This window comes from Micromonospora sp. B9E7 (assembly GCF_039871815.1).
Classification (GTDB): Bacteria; Actinomycetota; Actinomycetes; order Mycobacteriales; family Micromonosporaceae; genus Micromonospora.
The window spans coordinates 176,103-192,219 of sequence record NZ_JBDPLX010000002.1; the positions used below are offsets into that span (position 1 = coordinate 176,103).

General features: G+C 73.0%; 12 protein-coding genes and 1 pseudogene. 8 read left to right on the top strand and 5 right to left on the bottom strand.

What is annotated here, in order from left to right:
* Positions 1–29 precede the first annotated feature (29 nt).
* Entirely contained in the window at positions 30–1,028 is a 999-nt protein-coding gene (locus tag ABGB10_RS03495) for an aldo/keto reductase family protein (protein WP_347659364.1), read from the top strand.
* 59 nt (positions 1,029–1,087) lie between these two features.
* Here ABGB10_RS03495 and ABGB10_RS03500 read toward each other — a convergent pair whose 3' ends face one another.
* Both ABGB10_RS03500 and ABGB10_RS03505 read right to left on the bottom strand, forming a co-directional pair.
* Positions 1,088–1,885, bottom strand: a complete 798-nt coding sequence (locus ABGB10_RS03500) for a site-2 protease family protein (RefSeq protein WP_347659365.1) — start codon at positions 1,883–1,885, stop codon at positions 1,088–1,090.
* Complete coding sequence (locus ABGB10_RS03505) at positions 1,885–2,085, bottom strand: hypothetical protein (RefSeq protein ID WP_088988327.1); 201 nt, start codon at positions 2,083–2,085, stop codon at positions 1,885–1,887. The genes ABGB10_RS03500 and ABGB10_RS03505 overlap by 1 nt, the downstream gene beginning before the upstream one ends.
* A gap of 143 nt (positions 2,086–2,228) precedes the next feature.
* Here ABGB10_RS03505 and ABGB10_RS03510 point away from each other — a divergent pair.
* The 4 genes and pseudogenes from ABGB10_RS03510 to ABGB10_RS03525 all read left to right on the top strand — a co-directional run.
* A pseudogene (locus tag ABGB10_RS03510) lies at positions 2,229–3,674 on the top strand (serine/threonine-protein kinase); the annotation flags it as partial.
* 422 nt (positions 3,675–4,096) lie between these two features.
* Complete coding sequence (locus ABGB10_RS03515; protein WP_347659366.1) at positions 4,097–6,088, top strand: bifunctional adenosylcobinamide kinase/adenosylcobinamide-phosphate guanylyltransferase; 1,992 nt, start codon at positions 4,097–4,099, stop codon at positions 6,086–6,088.
* Positions 6,078–6,851: an adenosylcobinamide-GDP ribazoletransferase gene (locus ABGB10_RS03520; protein ID WP_347659367.1), complete on the top strand. Its 774-nt coding sequence runs from the start codon at positions 6,078–6,080 to the stop codon at positions 6,849–6,851. The genes ABGB10_RS03515 and ABGB10_RS03520 overlap by 11 nt, the downstream gene beginning before the upstream one ends.
* Positions 6,852–6,916: 65 nt before the next feature.
* Complete coding sequence (locus ABGB10_RS03525) at positions 6,917–8,212, top strand: DUF2314 domain-containing protein (RefSeq protein ID WP_347659368.1); 1,296 nt, start codon at positions 6,917–6,919, stop codon at positions 8,210–8,212.
* A gap of 122 nt (positions 8,213–8,334) precedes the next feature.
* Here the strand turns inward: ABGB10_RS03525 and gcvT are convergent, their stop codons facing one another.
* Complete coding sequence (gene gcvT / locus ABGB10_RS03530) at positions 8,335–9,465, bottom strand: glycine cleavage system aminomethyltransferase GcvT (protein ID WP_347659369.1); 1,131 nt, start codon at positions 9,463–9,465, stop codon at positions 8,335–8,337.
* A gap of 161 nt (positions 9,466–9,626) precedes the next feature.
* On the opposite strand from gcvT, the gene ABGB10_RS03535 reads away from it, so the two are divergent.
* Entirely contained in the window at positions 9,627–11,201 is a 1,575-nt protein-coding gene (locus ABGB10_RS03535) for a leucyl aminopeptidase (protein ID WP_347659370.1), read from the top strand.
* A 52-nt stretch (positions 11,202–11,253) separates the two neighbouring features.
* Here ABGB10_RS03535 and ABGB10_RS03540 read toward each other — a convergent pair whose 3' ends face one another.
* Positions 11,254–11,583: a hypothetical protein gene (locus tag ABGB10_RS03540; RefSeq protein WP_347659371.1), complete on the bottom strand. Its 330-nt coding sequence runs from the start codon at positions 11,581–11,583 to the stop codon at positions 11,254–11,256.
* Between the two features lie 178 nt (positions 11,584–11,761).
* On the opposite strand from ABGB10_RS03540, the gene lpdA reads away from it, so the two are divergent.
* Together lpdA and sucB are read left to right on the top strand one after the other, a co-directional pair.
* Entirely contained in the window at positions 11,762–13,153 is a 1,392-nt protein-coding gene (gene lpdA / locus ABGB10_RS03545) for a dihydrolipoyl dehydrogenase (protein WP_347659372.1), read from the top strand.
* 64 nt (positions 13,154–13,217) lie between these two features.
* A complete protein-coding gene (sucB, locus tag ABGB10_RS03550; protein WP_347659373.1) occupies positions 13,218–15,029 on the top strand; it encodes a 2-oxoglutarate dehydrogenase, E2 component, dihydrolipoamide succinyltransferase in 1,812 nt (603 codons plus the stop codon).
* Positions 15,030–15,094: 65 nt separating this feature from the next.
* Here the strand turns inward: sucB and ABGB10_RS03555 are convergent, their stop codons facing one another.
* Positions 15,095–16,030 carry an SDR family NAD(P)-dependent oxidoreductase gene (locus tag ABGB10_RS03555; protein WP_347659374.1) on the bottom strand — a complete coding sequence of 312 codons (936 nt, stop codon included), beginning with the start codon at positions 16,028–16,030 and terminating at the stop codon, positions 15,095–15,097.
* Between the last annotated feature and the right edge of the window lie 87 nt (positions 16,031–16,117).

Consider the following 16,117-nt stretch of genomic DNA (forward strand, 5'->3'; position numbering starts at 1 on the left):
TAGTGATCTAGCGGAGTTAGGGTCGGTACATGGAATTCCGACACCTGGGCCGTTCCGGCCTGCTGGTCAGTGAAATCTCGTACGGCAACTGGATCACCCACGGTTCCCAGGTCGAGGAGGACGCCGCCTTCGCCTGCGTCCGCGCCGCCCTCGACGCGGGAATCACCACATTCGACACCGCCGACGTGTACGCGGGCACCCGGGCCGAGGACGTGCTCGGCCGGGCGTTGCAGAACGAGCGCCGCGAAGGGCTGGAGATCTTCACCAAGGTCTACTGGCCGACCGGGCCGGGCCGCAACGACCGTGGCCTCTCCCGCAAGCACATCATGGAGTCGATCAACGGCTCGCTGCGTCGGCTGCGCACCGACTACGTCGACCTCTACCAGGCCCACCGCTACGACTACAGCACCCCGCTGGAAGAGACGATGGAGGCGTTCGCCGACGTCGTGCACTCCGGCAAGGCGCACTACATCGGCGTCTCCGAGTGGAACGCCGAGCAGCTGCGTGCCGCCCACCCGCTCGCCCGGGAGCTGCACATCCCGCTGGTCTCCAACCAACCTCAGTACTCGATGCTGTGGCGGGTCATCGAAGCCGAGGTCGTGCCGGCCAGCGAGGAGCTGGGCATCGGCCAGATCGTCTGGTCGCCGATGGCGCAGGGCGTGCTCTCCGGCAAGTACCTGCCGGGGCAGCCGCCGCCGGCCGGTTCCCGCGCCACCGACGAGAAGTCCGGTGCGGGCTTCATCTCCCGGTTCATGAACGACGACGTGCTCACCCGGGTGCAGCGGCTCAAGCCCCTCGCGGAGCAGGCCGGGCTCAGCATGGCCCAGCTCGCGGTGGCGTGGGTCCTGCAGAACCCGAACGTCTCGTCGGCGATCATCGGCGCGTCCCGCCCCGAGCAGGTGCACGACAACGTGAAGGCGGCCGGGGTGAAGCTCGACGCCGAGCTGCTCAAGGCGATCGACGAGATCGTCGAGCCGGTCACCGAGCGGGACCCGGCGAAGACCGAGTCCCCCGCGCAGCGTCCCTGACACGCCCTCAGCCGGTCCGGTCGGCGCGTCACCTGTCGCGCCGACCGGGCCGGGTCGGCTCAGCTCTGCCAGAAGCGGACCAGGTCGAGGCCGGTGACGTAGAGCCACGAGGGCAGACCGAGCAGGTCACCGACCGCGAACACCGCGTCGAAGAACCAGCCGCCGATGCGCGGGTTCCACAGCAACGCGAAGAGCAGCAGGAAGCCGTACGGGGCGAACAGGTCGTACATCTTGCGCCACTGCGGGTTGAGCCACGGCTGGATCATGTTGCCGCCGTCCAGGCCGGGCACCGGCAACAGGTTGAGCACGCTGGCGGTGAGCTGGAGGAAGGCGAGCAGCGCCACCCCGGCCCAGAACTCCACCGGGCCACCCGACTGGGTGCCGAGTCGTACCGCCGCCACCAGCACCAGCATGAACAGCACGTTGGTCGCCGGGCCGGCGAGACTGACCAGGGTGTGCCGCAGTCGACCCGGGATGGAGTGCCGGTCCACCCAGACCGCGCCGCCGGGCAGGCCGATGCCGCCGAGCAGCAGCACCACCACCGGCAGCACGATCGACAGCAGCGGGTGGGTGTACTTCAACGGGTTGAGCGTCAGGTAGCCCCGGTGGGCGATGTCCCGGTCACCGGCCCGGTAGGCCACCACCGCGTGGGCGTACTCGTGCAGGCACAGCGAGACCAGCCAGCCGGACACCACGAAGAGGAACACGTTGAACCGGGCGTTGCCGTAACCGTTCCAGGCCAGCACCCCGCTGACCGCGAAGAGCGCGACCAGGCCGAGGAAGATCGGGCTGGGCCGGAACGCCGCCCTGGGTACGCCGAGGACCAGCCCGTCGGCGCCCGGCCGGTCGTAGGCCATCACTCGGCCGTGGGCAGCAGGCTCATCCGGTACTCCACCCGGTCGTCCTCGACGAGCGCGACCGAGGTGACGCCGGACGTCGCGAGCTCCCGCCAGGTCTGACCGATCCAGGATTCGGCGTCGGCCTGGCTGCCGAACGACTCCGCCGGTCCCTCGACCGTCTGACCGTCCGTGCCCTCGTACCGCCAGCTCCACGCCATGCCGCGTCTCCCCTCGCCGCTGAAGTCCCCGTGGGACGAACCCTCGCCAGCGTAGTCGGCCCGGCGCGCAACGGCCGCTCGCTGCCCCCGGCAGGACCCCCAGGTGGATCAATTCGATCGAGGCCGACCGGTACGGTGGCTCGGTGTTGACTCGGGGAGTGTTGCTCGACGACAGGTACCGGCTGGGCGAGCGGGTGGCGACAGGTGGGATGGGCGCGGTCTGGCGCGGCACGGACGTGCTGCTGGAACGCGAGGTGGCGGTGAAGGTGCTGCTGCCGTCGCTGGTCGCCGATCCCGAGTTCACCGCACGGTTCCGGGCCGAGGCGCGGATGCTGGCCGCGCTGCGGCACCCCGGCGTGGTGCCGGTGCACGACGTGGGGCAGGCCACGCTCGCCGACGGCAGCCGGGTCGACTACCTGGTGATGGAGTACGTCGAGGGCGAGCCGTTGTCCGCCCGGGTACGCGCGGCCGGGCGGCTGGACCCGGCCACCACCATGTCGGTGCTGGCCCAGGCCGCGGACGCGCTGCACACCGCGCACCTCGCCGGCATCGTGCACCGGGACGTGAAGCCGGGCAACCTGCTGGTCAAGGCCGACGGCAGGGTGGTGCTCGTCGACTTCGGCATCGCCCGGTCCCGCGACATGGCCGGGCTCACCGCCGCGAACATGGTGCTCGGCACCGCCTCGTACATGTCCCCCGAACAGGCCACCGGGCAGCCGGTCTCGCCCGCCACCGACATCTACGCGCTCGGCGCGGTGGCGTACTTCTGCCTGGCCGGGCAGCCGCCCTTCCACGGTGACAACCCGCTCGCGGTGGCGCTGCGGCACGCCCAGGAGGAGCCTCCGCCACTGTCGGCGGACACCCCGCCGGCGGTTGCCGCAGTGGTGGCTCGCGCGCTCGGCAAGCGTCCCGAGGAACGGTTCGGCAGCGCCGCCGAGTTGGCCGCTGCCGCCGCCGACGCCCGCGACTCGACCCTGGCGAGCATCCCGGTCTCCGCCCGCCCACCGTGGGCCGTGGCCGCTCCCGCACCCGGGACGCCCTCGGCCCTTCCGGTCACCCCGGCCGCTACGCCGCCCGTCCCGACCCCCGCGCCGCCGCCCGCCCCGACGCCCTCGCCCGGGCCGACGCCGACCGGGCAGCCCACGCCGACCGGGTCCGCTGCCGCCGTGCGCACGCCGGCAGGCCTCGCGGCCCCGCCGGTGACCGGGCCGGGATCGACCCGGGAGGAGGCGTTCCGGAAGGGGGCGTCCGGCCGACGCCGACAACTGCTGATCGGGATCGGCGCCGTCGCCGTCGTGGCGCTGATCGCCGTGGCCGTGGCGACCCTGCGACCCGACGGGGGTGGGACGGGCCGTCCGCCCGCGCTAGCCGGTGAATCGGCGGCAGCCCCCGACGGCGGCGCGCTCGACGACGGAGGTGCGAGCACCCCCGGAAGCCCACCCATCGGCGCCTCGGGCGCCAGCCGCACCGCGTCCGCCGCGCCGACCGGCTCCGGTGGACGGACCGACGCGCCGACCACCCCGCCGGACCCGCGCACCACGACGCCGGGCGGCACGGCGGCCGGTACGGCCAGCAGCCGACCGACGCCCGGCCGTACCCCGTCGAGCCGACCCAACCCGTACACCGCGGCACAGGCGTGCGGCAGCGGCTACCAGGTGATCGACTCAGCGACACTGACCGGCACCGACGGGCAGCGCAAGGGCCGGGTCTTCCTGATGTACCACTCGGGCACCGGTGCCAACTGCGTGGTCACCCTCAAGGACACGGCGGTCGGCACGAAGTCGGCGGCCTCCGCGTACCTGGAGGTGCAGGGGCGAGCCCGTAGCACCGACAGCGGATCCTTCGACTACTACGCCGGGCCGGTACGGGCCAGCGCCGCCGGGACGTGCGTCAAGTGGGGCGGCTCCACCGGCGGGGTCAGCTACGGCAGCGGCTTCGAACACTGCGACTGACCACCGCCGAGCGCCGGGCCGGCAGGCACGGCAACCGTGGGCGGCCTTAAGGTACGGGCATGTCCGTAGACGGGTGGAACACGGTCCTGGTGCTCGGCGGTATCCGGTCCGGCAAGTCCGAGTTCGCCGAGTCCCTGGTCACCGACGCGCCGGTGGTCCGCTATGTCGCCACCGCGCCCGAGGGCGACCCGGAGGACACCGAGTGGGCGACCCGGCTGGCGGCGCACCGCGCCCGGCGGCCCGGCAGTTGGACCACCGAGGAGACCACCGAGGACCCACGCCGGTTGGCCGACGTGCTCGCGTCCGCCGAGCCCAACGAGACGCTTCTCGTCGACGACCTGGGCGGCTGGGTGACGGTGCTGCTCGACCCGGACCACCAGCCCGCCGACGACGTGGCGACGATCGCCGAGCTGGCCGAGGCGCTGCGCACCTGCTCGGCGCGGGTGGTGCTGGTGAGCCCCGAGGTGGGGCTGTCGCTGGTGCCGACCACCCCGCTGGGCCGGGCGTTCACCGACGCGTTGGGCGCGGCCAACCGCGCGGTAGCCGACGCCTGCGACGCGGTGGTGCTGGTCGTCGCCGGCCAGCCGGTCTGGCTGAAGCCCGTCGCCGCCCCGGCCGAACCGGCGGCCCTCACCACCATGTCGGCACCAGCGACGCCCGCCGGCAAGACCACTGCGGCGACCTCCGCCGGCAGCGCCGCGCCTGTCGTCGCGAGCCTGGCCGACGCCGAGGACATCCCCGAGGTGCAACTGCCCGACGTGTTGACCCACACGCCGCCGGCCGCACCGAACCAGGAGCCCGGCAACCCCTGGGCCGCGCCCACCATGGCGCTGCCGATGGTGGCCACCGGGCTGGTCATCCAGCCGGGCATGGAACTGCCGATGCCCGACGAGTACGCGGGCCCGCAGGCGGTGGACCGGCTGGCCACGCTGGACGTACCCGGCGCTGGGCTGGGCGTGCTGGACCGGGTGGTCGGGTTCGCCGCCGCCACCCAGGGCACCTCGACCCCCCGCGCATGGGGCTCGGTGCGGGTGTTGCTGCTGCACGGCGACCACGCCGGCGGGGCGTCGGCCGGTGCCGTCGGCGGTGAGTCGGCGCGCCGGGCCGCGCAGGCCCGCGCCGGCAAGGGCGCGTTGGCCCGGTTGGCCGCCGAGAACGGCGCCAGCCTGCAGGTGGTGGACGTGCCAGCCTCCGCCCCGATCGAGGACGAGCCGGCGCTGACGCTCGACCAGGTCGAGTCCGCGCTGCGCTACGGCTGGCGGCTGGCCGAACAGGCGGCCGACGCCGGCGTACGGCTGCTGGTCCTGGGGGCGTGCGGAGCCGGCACCGAGGCGGCGGCCGCGGCGGTGCTCGCGGCGACCGCCGGCGCGGAGCCGCCCACCGTGCTGGGTCGGGTGATCACCGACTCCGGCGAGATCGACGACGCGGCGTGGATGGTCCGCTGCGCGGCGGTACGCGACGCCCTGCACCGCACCCGCCGCTCGTCGCGCGGCGCCAAGGACATCCTGGCCGAACTGGGCGGCGGCGACGTGGCGGTGGCCACCGGCGTGCTGCTCGGCGCCACCGCCCGCCGGGTGCCGGTGCTGCTCGACGGACCGGTCGGCGTGGCCGCCGGCATGGTCAGCCGCGACCTGGCCGGGCAGGCGCGGCACTGGTGCCTGCTCGCCGACCACGGAGGGCACCCGGCGGTGCGGCTCGCCGCCGACGTGTTGGGTCTCACCCCGCTGCTCGACCTGCGGCTGGATCTCGGCGAGGGCGCGAACGCGCTGGTCGCGCTCCCGCTGCTGCGCTCGGTGCTGGCGTTGTCCGCCGCGCTGCCGGTCCACCCGTCGCTCGGCGGCGACGACGAAGCGGCCCCGACCGTCGACGAGCCGGAGTCCACCGACCCGAGCTACCCCGACGCGGGCTACACCGACGCGGGCTACACCGCCCCGGACGACACCGACCCGGACGGCACCGAGCCCGACTTCGCCGAGCCGGAACCGGCCGGGCCGGGCCCGGCCAGCACCGGGGCGGACGACCAGCCGGCGTCGGGCTGGCGTGCCGGCTGAGTCGCGGCTCCTCGCCGGGACCCGGCTGGCGATCACGACGTTCACCACGCTGCCGGTGCGGGCCGGACGGATCGACCGCCCGGTCGCCGGCACCGCGATGGCACTCGCACCGGCGGTCGGCGCGCTGCTCGGCGCGCTGCTGGCCGGAGTACTGCTGCTGACCGGCGCGTTCGCTCCACCACTGGTGGCCGCCGGTGTGACGGTCGGCGCCGCCGCGCTGCTCACCCGAGGGCTGCACCTGGACGGGCTCGCCGACACCGTGGACGCGCTCGGCTCGTACCGGCGGGGCGCAGCCGCGCTGGAAATCATGAAGAAGCCGGACGTCGGCCCGTTCGGGGTGGTCGCCCTGGTGGTCGTACTCCTGGTGCAGGCCGCGGCGCTCGCCGACCTGGCCGGACGGTCCTGGCCGGCGTGTGTCGCGGCGGTGGTCACGGCGACCGCCGCCGGGCGGTTCGGCGTCACGGTCGCCTGCCGGCGGAGCGTGCCGGCGGCCCGACCGGACGGGCTCGGCGCGCTCGTGGCCGGCACCGTCGGCCCGCTGGCACTGGCCGTCGGCGCGGTCGCCGTCGCGCTGCTGGCGGTGCCCGCGGTGCCGGACCGCCCGTGGCAGGGGCCGCTGGCCGTCGTCGCCGCGCTCGCCGTCGCGCTACCGCTGCTCACGCACGTGGTACGCCGGCTCGGCGGGATAACCGGGGACGTCCTCGGCGCGACCGTCGAGGTGGTCACCACGCTGGTCTACCTGGGTCTGGTGCTGTCCGGCTGAACCGGGCGCGACCGGCCGGGTAGCGTTCGCCTCGACAGCACCGGCACGGCCACCGGGGGAACCCCATGCTCATCACGGACGACTTCCTGCCCGTACCGGTGCCGGAGTCGCTCAGCGCGACGTACCTGGTGCCGATGACGGGGCTGCCGAAGGTCAGCGCGAAGACGGCGGTGGCGGCGCTGACCGGCCGACTGGCCGAGCCGGTGCACGGGTTGGCCCGGCAGATGCTGGACAGCCCGCTGATGAGCGTCGACACCCGGCCGATCAGCGAGTTTCCCGAGCTGCCACCGGACCTGCTCACCGCGTTCGGCGCGACCGAGGAGCAACTGGCCCGCCTGGCCGCGGCGACCCACCTGGTGGTCGTCCAGGCCGAGTACCGGCCGGGCTGGCCGCCTGCGCACGAGTGGGCGGCCCGCGCGGTCGCGGCCGCGGTGGCGGAATCCCACGACGGCGACGTGGTGGACGTCTTCGGCCTGCAGTTCCTCGACCCGGCGACCGCGTTGCGCTCGCTCCCTGACGAGCAGGGCCGCATCCGGCTGGTCGACTGGGTGCTGGTGCCGTACTCGTCCGACACCGAGGGGCTGTGGTTCACCACCAAGGGGCTGCGCCGCTTCGGCCTGTTGGAGTTGCAGACCCAGGGGGTGCCCGACCACCTCACCCGCGCGTGGGGTGCGGTGATGACCGGGGCGGCCCGCCGGCTGCTGCGGGACTGGACCGACGGGCTCACCGGCGAGGAGGTCCCGGCGTTCGTGCAGTTGCCGGTGCTCGCCACCGTCACCGGGCACGACATCGCGGTGGCGTACGGCAACCCGGAACAGCACGGCGCGACCGCTCCGGTGCTGCTGCGCCTGGAGCTGGACCCGGCGACCGACCCGGAGGCCGACTCGTTCCTCAGCCTGCGCCCGCCGGCCGGGCACCCGGGTCCGGACGGGCGCTACTACGCCGCCGCCTGCGCGACCCTGTTCTCCGGGATCCAGCCGGACGTGCGCTACGCCCGGTCGGGTGACGCGATGAGCCAAGCGGTCGCCACCGCCCGCGCCGCGCTGGGTGACGCGCGCGCCCGCTTCGTCGCGGGACAACTGCCCGCCGAGTCGCAGCTGGTGGTCAAGTACGGCCTGCCCGGCGACGACGGCCCGGAGTACGTCTGGGCGGGCGTGACCTCCTGGGAGGCACCGGAACGGATCGTCGGCGTGAGCGCCAGCGACGCCGCCACCGACCCGGCGGTCCGCATCGGCGCCCCCGTGGTGGTGGAGGCGACCGACGTCGTCGACTGGGCGGTCCTGGACGCCACCGGCGTCATCCAGGGCGGCTGGACCCAGGCAGTCCTGGACTCCGGCGAACCCCCCACCCCCACGCGCTGACCCCACTTTCCCCAGTTGATCAATAGGTTTGCGTCAGGATCTCGTCCGAACATGACGCAAACCTCTTGATCACCGTCGCTGGGCGGCGGGCGGGCGGACCCGGTGGGGTGGGGTGGGGTGGGTTAGCGCACCGAGGGGGTCACGAAGGGGGGCTTGGTCAACTTCAGGGGGGCTCGACGGCCCCGGATGTCGATCTCGACCTCGTCGCCGTCGGTGAGGTTGGCGTCGGTGTTCAGCAGGGCCAGTGCGATGCCCTGCTTGCGGGTCGGCGAGAAGGTGCCACTGGTCACCTCGCCGACCTGGGTGTCGCCGACGTGCAGGGTCATCCCGGGCCGCGGAATGGCCCGGTCGACGGCCACCAGGCCGCGCAGCGTACGCCGGGGGCCGGCGGCCTTCTCGGCGAGCAGCACGTCGCGACCCCAGAAGGCCGGCTTGCCCCAACCGACCGCCCAACCGGAGCGGGCCTGCACCGGGCTGATGTCCAGCGAGAGATCCTGCCCGTGCAGCGGGTAGCCCATCTCGGTACGCAGCGTGTCCCGGGCGGCCAGGCCGCAGGCGCGTAGCTCGAACGCCTCGCCGGCGGCGAAGAGCGCATCCCACACGACGACCGCGTGCTCCGCCGGCACCACCAGCTCGTAGCCCAGCTCACCCGTGTAGCCGGTACGGCAGACGGTCAGCTCCACCCCGGCCAGGCTCGCGGCGGAGAAGCTCATGTAGTCGTGCTCGGTGGGCAGGTCGAGGGCGGCCAGCAGCTCCGCCGAGCGGGGGCCCTGCACGGCCAGCACGGCGTACGCCTCGTGCTCGTCGGTGACGGTGACCTGCGCGGGCGCGGCGGCGCGCAACCGGCGCACCACCTCGGCGGTGTTCGCGGCGTTCGGGATGAGGAAGACGTGGTCGTCGGCGTACAGGTAGGCGATGATGTCGTCCACCACGCCGCCGGTGGCGTCGTCGCAGCAGAGCGTGTACTGCGCCCGGCCGGGGCCGATCCGGCCCAGGTCGTTGCTGAGGCAGGCGTTGACGAAGTCGGCCGCGCCCGGCCCGGTCACCCGGGCCTTGCCCAGGTGCGACACGTCGAAGACCCCGACCGCGTTCCGGACCGCGGTGTGCTCCTTGAGCACGCCGCCACCGGCGTACTCCAGCGGCATCTCCCAACCGCCGAAGGGAGCGAACTTGGCGCCGGCGGCGGTGTGCCGCTCGTGCAGCGGGGAACGTCGCAGCCGGGTCGCGGCGGCGGCGGAGGTCACGTCGGTCATGGGTGGCAACTTACCGGGGGCAACGTGGCTGGTTAGCATCGGCGGGAGCCCGCTGACGCTGTCGGCGGGACAACATGACGTCCGGCGGGTAGGTTCCGCCGGAGACCTTCACCGCCGGTACGCGACGCCGCGACCGGCCCGGCCCGCCCGGAGTAGCTTCAGTGACATCACCCCGCACCACCAACCTGAGCCTGGTCGACACCGACCCGGCCGAGCTCGCCGTCGACGCGATCGTCATCGGCCTGCACAGCCAGACCGGAGAGCAGGGCGCCACCAGCGGCCTCGCCGGCACCCTGCTGCTCGCCAGTGGCGCGGAGAGCATCGCCGCCGCCTTCGACGGCAAGCTGACCGAGACCCTCGCGCTGCTCGGCGCGACGGGTGGCCCGGGTGAGGTCGTCAAGCTGGCCACGTTGGGCACCGTGACCGCCCCACTGGTCGTCGCGGTCGGGCTCGGCCCGGAGCCGTCGGGCGCCGCCCCGGCCCCGGAGACGCTGCGCCGGGCCGCCGGTGCGGCGGTCCGGGCTCTGGCCGGCGCGCCGAAGGTCGCGGTGGCCCTGCCGCTGCCGGACGACGCGGACGCGTCGGCGGAGCTGCGCGCGGTCGCCGAGGGTGCGCTGCTCGGCGGGTACCGGTTCGCCGGCTACAAGACCCGCCCCCAGCCGACCCGGCGGGAGCCGGTGGCCGAGGTGCTCATCGCGGTGCCGGACGCCGGCGACGCGGGCGCCCAGGCGGAGGTCACCCGGGCGCAGGCGGTGGCGGGCGCGGTCCGCACCAGCCGGGACTGGGTGAACACCGCGCCGAACGAGCTGCGTCCGCCGTCGTTCGCCGACGCGGTCGCGGACGCCGCCCGTGCGGCGGGTCTCGACGTCGAGGTGCTGGACGAGGCGGCGCTCGTCGCCGGCGGGTACGGCGGCATCGTCGCGGTCGGGCAGGGCTCGGAGGCTCCGCCGCGGTTGGTGAAGCTCACCTACACGCCGCAGAGCGGTGGCAACGGCAAGCGGGTCGCGCTGGTCGGCAAGGGCATCACCTTCGACACCGGCGGCATCTCGATCAAGCCGGCGCAGGGTATGTGGGAGATGAAGTCCGACATGGCGGGCGCCGCCGCGGTCGGCGCGGCCATGCTGGCGATCGCCGCGCTGAAGCCGTCGGTGGCGGTCAGCGCCTACCTGCCGATGGCCGAGAACATGCCGTCGGGCACCAGCTACCGCCCGGGTGACGTGATCACCATGTTCAACGGCAAGCGGGTCGAGGTGCTCAACACCGACGCCGAGGGCCGCATGGTGCTGGGCGACGCCATGGCCCGCGCCTGCGCGGACGGCACCGACTACCTGTTCGAGACCTCCACCCTGACCGGCGGTCAGGTCATCGCGCTGGGTAAGCGGATGGCCGGTGTGATGGGCACCCCGGAGCTGTGCGACCGGGTCCAGGCGGTCGGGGACGCGGTCGGCGAGCCGGCCTGGCCGATGCCGCTGCCCGACGACGTGCGTAAGGGCATGGAGTCCGACGTGGCGGACATCTCGCAGGTCAACGCCGGGATGGACCGGGCCGGCCACATGCTGCAGGGCGGTGTGTTCCTGCGCGAGTTCGTCACCGACGACGTGGCCTGGGCGCACATCGACATCGCCGGGCCGGGCTACCACTCCGGCGAGCCGACCGGCTACTGGACCAAGGGCGGCACCGGCGTCCCGGTCCGCACCCTGGTGCAGCTCGTCGAGGACGTCGCCACCAACGGCTGACGCGTAAGGAAGGGCCCCTTATTAACGCCAGGCGTTAATAAGGGGCCCTTCCTTACATCTGCTCAGGGCGACGTTTGCGGCGCTCGTTGAAGTCGCGCATCCGCTGCGGGTAGCCCATCAGCCGCACGTCGTACACCGGGATGCCCATCCGGTACGCGAAGCGCCGTGCGCCGTCCGGGCCGTCGATGCGCCGGCGGGTCCACTCTCCGTCGTCGGCGATCAGGATGACCGTGGTCTCCGTCACCGTCGTCCGGGGCTCGATGTACGCCTCGACGCCGCGCCGGCTCCGGATGAAGTTCTCCAGATGCTCCAGATCGCCACGGTCGGCCGCACGGTCATGGCTCGGCACAGCCGTCTGCTTGCGGCGCCGGAACAACCCCACCGGTTCTCTCCCCCAGCTTGCGTCATCGACAACGGTGCCAAGGGTACGTGTCGATGACGTGTCGTTGGGCACCTCGGTACGCGCCCTGTGCCCAGTGGTGACAAGATGACCGAGGTGGGGTGTGTCCGTGTTACAACCCCGTGACCCCCGATGCAGCGACGCGACCTGGGAGTTGGACGTGAGCGAGCCGAACGAAGCGACCTTCGACATCGTCATTCTCGGAGGTGGCAGCGGCGGCTACGCGACCGCGCTGCGCGCCGCCCAGCTGGGCCTGAACGTCGCGTTGGTCGAGAAGGGCAAGCTCGGCGGGACCTGCCTGCACAACGGGTGCATCCCGACGAAGGCCCTGCTGCACGCGGCCGAGATCGCCGACCAGGCCCGCGAGTCGGAGCAGTTCGGTGTGAAGGCCGAGCTGATCGGGATCGACATGGCCGGGGTCAACTCGTACAAGGACGGCGTGATCTCCCGCCTGTTCAAGGGCCTGCAGGGCCTCATCGGCGGCTCGAAGAACATCACCGTCGTCGCCGGCGCCGGCAAGCTGGTCGGCAAGAACGTGGTCGAGGTGGACGGCAAGCGCTACACCGGCCGCAACATCGTGCTGGCCTCCGGCTCGTACGCGAAGAGCCTGCCCGGCCTGGAGGTCGACGGCGAGCGGATCATCACCAGCGACCACGCCCTCACGATGGACCGGGTGCCGTCGTCGGTGATCGTTCTCGGTGGCGGCGTGATCGGCGTCGAGTTCGCCAGCGTGTGGAAGTCCTTCGGCGTGGACGTGACGATCGTCGAGGCGCTGCCCCGACTGGTCGCCGCCGAGGACGAGGAGTCGTCGAAGGCGCTGGAGCGGGCGTTCCGCAAGCGGAAGATCAACTTCAAGGTCGGCAAGCCCTTCGAGAAGGTCGAGAAGACCGAGAAGGGCGTCAAGCTGACCATCCAGGGCGGCGAGACCGTCGAGGCCGAGCTGCTGCTGGTCGCCGTCGGTCGCGGCCCGACCACCGCCAACCTCGGGTACGAGGAGCAGGGCGTCAAGATGGACCGCGGCTACGTGCTGACCGACGAGCGGCTGCGCACCAGCGTGCCGAACGTCTACGCGGTCGGCGACATCGTGCCCGGCCTCCAGCTCGCGCACCGGGGCTTCCAGCAGGGCATCTTCGTGGCCGAGGAGATCGCCGGGCAGACCCCCGCCGTGATCGACGAGGTCGGCATCCCGCGCGTCACCTACTGCGACCCGGAGCTGGCGTCGGTGGGCCTGACCGAGGCGAAGGCCAAGGAGCAGTACGGCGCCGACAAGGTCAAGACGTACAACTACAACCTGGGTGGCAACGGCAAGAGCCAGATCCTCAAGACCACCGGCTTCGTGAAGCTGGTCCGGGTCGAGGACGGGCCGGTCGTCGGCGTACACATGATCGGCGCCCGGGTCGGTGAGCTGATCGGTGAGGCTCAGCTCATCTACAACTGGGAGGCCTACCCGGCCGAGGTCGCCCAGCTCGTGCACGCCCACCCGACCCAGAACGAGGCCCTGGGCGAGGCGCACCTGGCCCTCGCCGGCAAGCCGCTGCACGCGCACGCCTGACAATCAACCGCGGCGTCCGGCGACGGGCGAAGATCCCACCAGGGGAATGAAGGAGTCTCAGAAAATGCCGGTATCGGTCACCATGCCCCGGCTCGGCGAGAGCGTCACCGAGGGCACCGTCACTCGCTGGCTCAAGCAGGAGGGCGACACGGTCGAGGTCGACGAGCCCCTGCTCGAGGTCTCCACCGACAAGGTCGACACCGAGATCCCGTCGCCCGCGGCGGGCGTGCTGAGCCGGATCGTGGTCGGTGAGGACGAGACCGCCGAGGTCGGCAGCGAACTCGCTGTCATCGCCGGTGAGGGCGAGTCTGCCGGTGGCGGCGAGGCCGCCCCGCAGGAGCAGGCCCCGGCCGCGGCGGTCGAGCCGGCCACCGAGCCGACGGCCGCCGCCGAGGGCACCGCCGACCAAGTCGCCCAGGACGAGGCCCCGGCCGCGGCGCCGGCTCCGGCCGCCGCCTCGTCGGGCGAGGGCACCCCGGTGAAGATGCCGGCCCTGGGTGAGAGCGTCACCGAGGGCACGGTCACCCGCTGGCTCAAGCAGGTCGGCGAGACCATCGAGGTCGACGAGCCGCTGCTGGAGGTCTCCACCGACAAGGTGGACACCGAGATCCCGTCGCCGGTCGCCGGCACGGTGCTGGAGATCAAGGTCGCCGAGGACGAGACCGCTGCGGTCGGCGCCGACCTGGCGATCATCGGCGTTGCCGGCGGGGCCCCCGCCCAGGCGAAGCCGGAGCCGAAGCCCGAGCCGAAGGCGGAGGCCAAGCCCGAGCCGAAGGTCCAGGAGCCGACGCCGGGCATGTCGTACAACGAGCCGGCCGCGGAGACCGAGAGCTCGGCGCAGCCGGTCAAGACGGAGCAGGCCTCGCAGCCGGCCGCGCCGGCCTCGACGCCGCCGCGCCCGTCCGCCCCGGCGCAGGGTGGCGGCGAGGAGGCCGCCGGGTACGTGACCCCGCTGGTGCGCAAGCTTGCCAGTGAGCACGGCGTCGACCTGTCCGCGCTCAACGGCACCGGCGTGGGTGGCCGGATCCGCAAGCAGGACGTGCTGGAGGCCGCCGAGAAGGCGAAGGCCGCTCCCGCTCCCGCCGCCGCACCGGCCGCCGCGCCGTCGGCGGCTGCGGCCAAGCCGGCCGCGAAGCCGCAGCCCAGCGGCAAGCGGGGCACCACCGAGAAGCTCCCCCGCATCCGCAAGGCCATCGCCAAGCGGTTGCACGAGTCGCTGCACGAGATGGCGCAGCTGACCACGGTGGTCGAGGTGGACGTCACCCGGATCGCCAAGCTGCGGGCGCAGGCGAAGGACTCGTTCGTGCAGCGGCACGGCGTGAAGCTGTCCTTCCTGCCGTTCTTCGCGCTCGCCGCCATCGAGGCGCTCCAGATCCACCCGATCGTCCAGGCCAGCATGGACCTGGACGGCGGCACGATCACCTACCCGGCGGCCGAGCACCTCGGCATCGCGGTGGACACCGAGCGGGGTCTGCTGACGCCGGTCATCCACAACGCCGGCGACCTCAACCTGGGCGGCATCGCCAAGCGGGTCGCCGACCTGGCCGAGCGGACCCGGACCAACAAGATCAGCCCGGACGAGCTGGCCGGAGCGACCTTCACGCTGACCAACACGGGCAGCCGGGGCGCGCTCTTCGACACCCCGATCGTGCCGTCGCCGCAGTCGGCGATGCTCGGCACGGGTGCCGTGGTCAAGCGGCCGGTCGTGGTCAACGACCCGGAGCTGGGCGAGGTCGTCGCGATCCGTTCGATGGTCTACCTGGCCATGTCCTACGACCACCGGCTGATCGACGGCGCCGACGCCGCTCGCTTCCTGACCACGGTCAAGGAGCGGCTGGAGGCCGGCAACTTCGAGTCGGAGCTGGGCCTGGCCTGAACCATCCGCAACGCCGAAAGGGGCGTCCCGGTCGTCGACCGGGACGCCGCTTTCGTTTGCGGTCCTCAGCCCTTGAGCAGGGCGGTCGAGACCTGCCAGAGCCGCTCGGCGGCCTCCGGGTCCAGCGCGTAGTCCGCGACTCCGGTCCGCTGGCCCGGCTGGGCGGGAGCGGCCTGCTGGCAGTCCTCGAAGTAGCGCCCGCCCACCTCGTCGAGCAGCGGTGACGCGGCGACCAGCACGGAGGTGGCGGCGCCCTGCTCGACGGTCTTCCAGGACGCCGCGTTGCCCGAACGCAACCGGTTCAACTCCTCCTCGCTGACGTAGCGCTGCAGGTTGGTCCGGATCGCACCGGGCATAAGCGAGTTGGTGAAGATGCCGTCGTCGGACCAGCGCCGGGTCGCCTCCACGGCGAACAGCACGTTCGCCGTCTTGGACTGCCCGTACGCCTGCCAAGGCTCGTACTCCCGGTTGTCGTACTGGATGTCCTCGAAGACCACCGGTGAGCGCAGGTGGGCGGCGGAGCTGACCGAGACGATCCGGGCCCCGTCACCGGCCGCGAGTGCGGGGCGGAGCCCGGTGGCGAGCGCGAAGTGCCCCAGGTGGTTGGTGGCGAACTGCATCTCCCAGCCCTGTGGCGTGCGGGACAGGGGCGCGGCCATGATGCCGGCGTTGTTGACCAGGATGTGCAGCGGGCCGTCCCAGTTCGCGACGAAGTCGGCTATCGAATCCTGGTCGGCGAGGTCGAGCGGGGCGACCAGGACCCGGTCGTTGCCGGTGGTGCCGGTGATGTCGTCGGCGGCCTGCTGGCCGGCGTCGGGGTTGCGGACCGCCAGGGTGACCTCCGCACCGGCGCTGGCCAGGGCGCGGGCGGTCTCCACGCCGATGCCGGACGACCCACCGGTCACGATCGCCCGTCGCCGGACGAGGTCGACGCCCTGGACCACCTCCATGGCGGTGGAGTGGTGGGTGAACGAGGTGGTGATCGGGTTGTTCGTGGTCATGATCCATCCTTGTCCGGGGTGGGTGGGACCGACCGACGGCTGCCGTAGGCCGCAGTCCGGCTGGTTTCCCGGCCCGGACCGGAGGTA

Bases quoted from the DNA above. Each gene is read 5' to 3' on its own strand.
- sucB (WP_347659373.1), top strand. From the start codon at position 13,218: ATGCCGGTATCGGTCACCATGCCCCGGCTCGGCGAGAGCGTCACCGAG.
- ABGB10_RS03495 (WP_347659364.1), top strand. From the start codon at position 30: ATGGAATTCCGACACCTGGGCCGTTCCGGCCTGCTGGTCAGTGAAATC.
- ABGB10_RS03505 (WP_088988327.1), bottom strand. From the start codon at position 2,085: ATGGCGTGGAGCTGGCGGTACGAGGGCACGGACGGTCAGACGGTCGAG.
- ABGB10_RS03525 (WP_347659368.1), top strand. From the start codon at position 6,917: ATGCTCATCACGGACGACTTCCTGCCCGTACCGGTGCCGGAGTCGCTC.
- ABGB10_RS03555 (WP_347659374.1), bottom strand. From the start codon at position 16,030: ATGACCACGAACAACCCGATCACCACCTCGTTCACCCACCACTCCACC.
- ABGB10_RS03500 (WP_347659365.1), bottom strand. From the start codon at position 1,885: ATGGCCTACGACCGGCCGGGCGCCGACGGGCTGGTCCTCGGCGTACCC.
- gcvT (WP_347659369.1), bottom strand. From the start codon at position 9,465: ATGACCGACGTGACCTCCGCCGCCGCCGCGACCCGGCTGCGACGTTCC.
- ABGB10_RS03515 (WP_347659366.1), top strand. From the start codon at position 4,097: ATGTCCGTAGACGGGTGGAACACGGTCCTGGTGCTCGGCGGTATCCGG.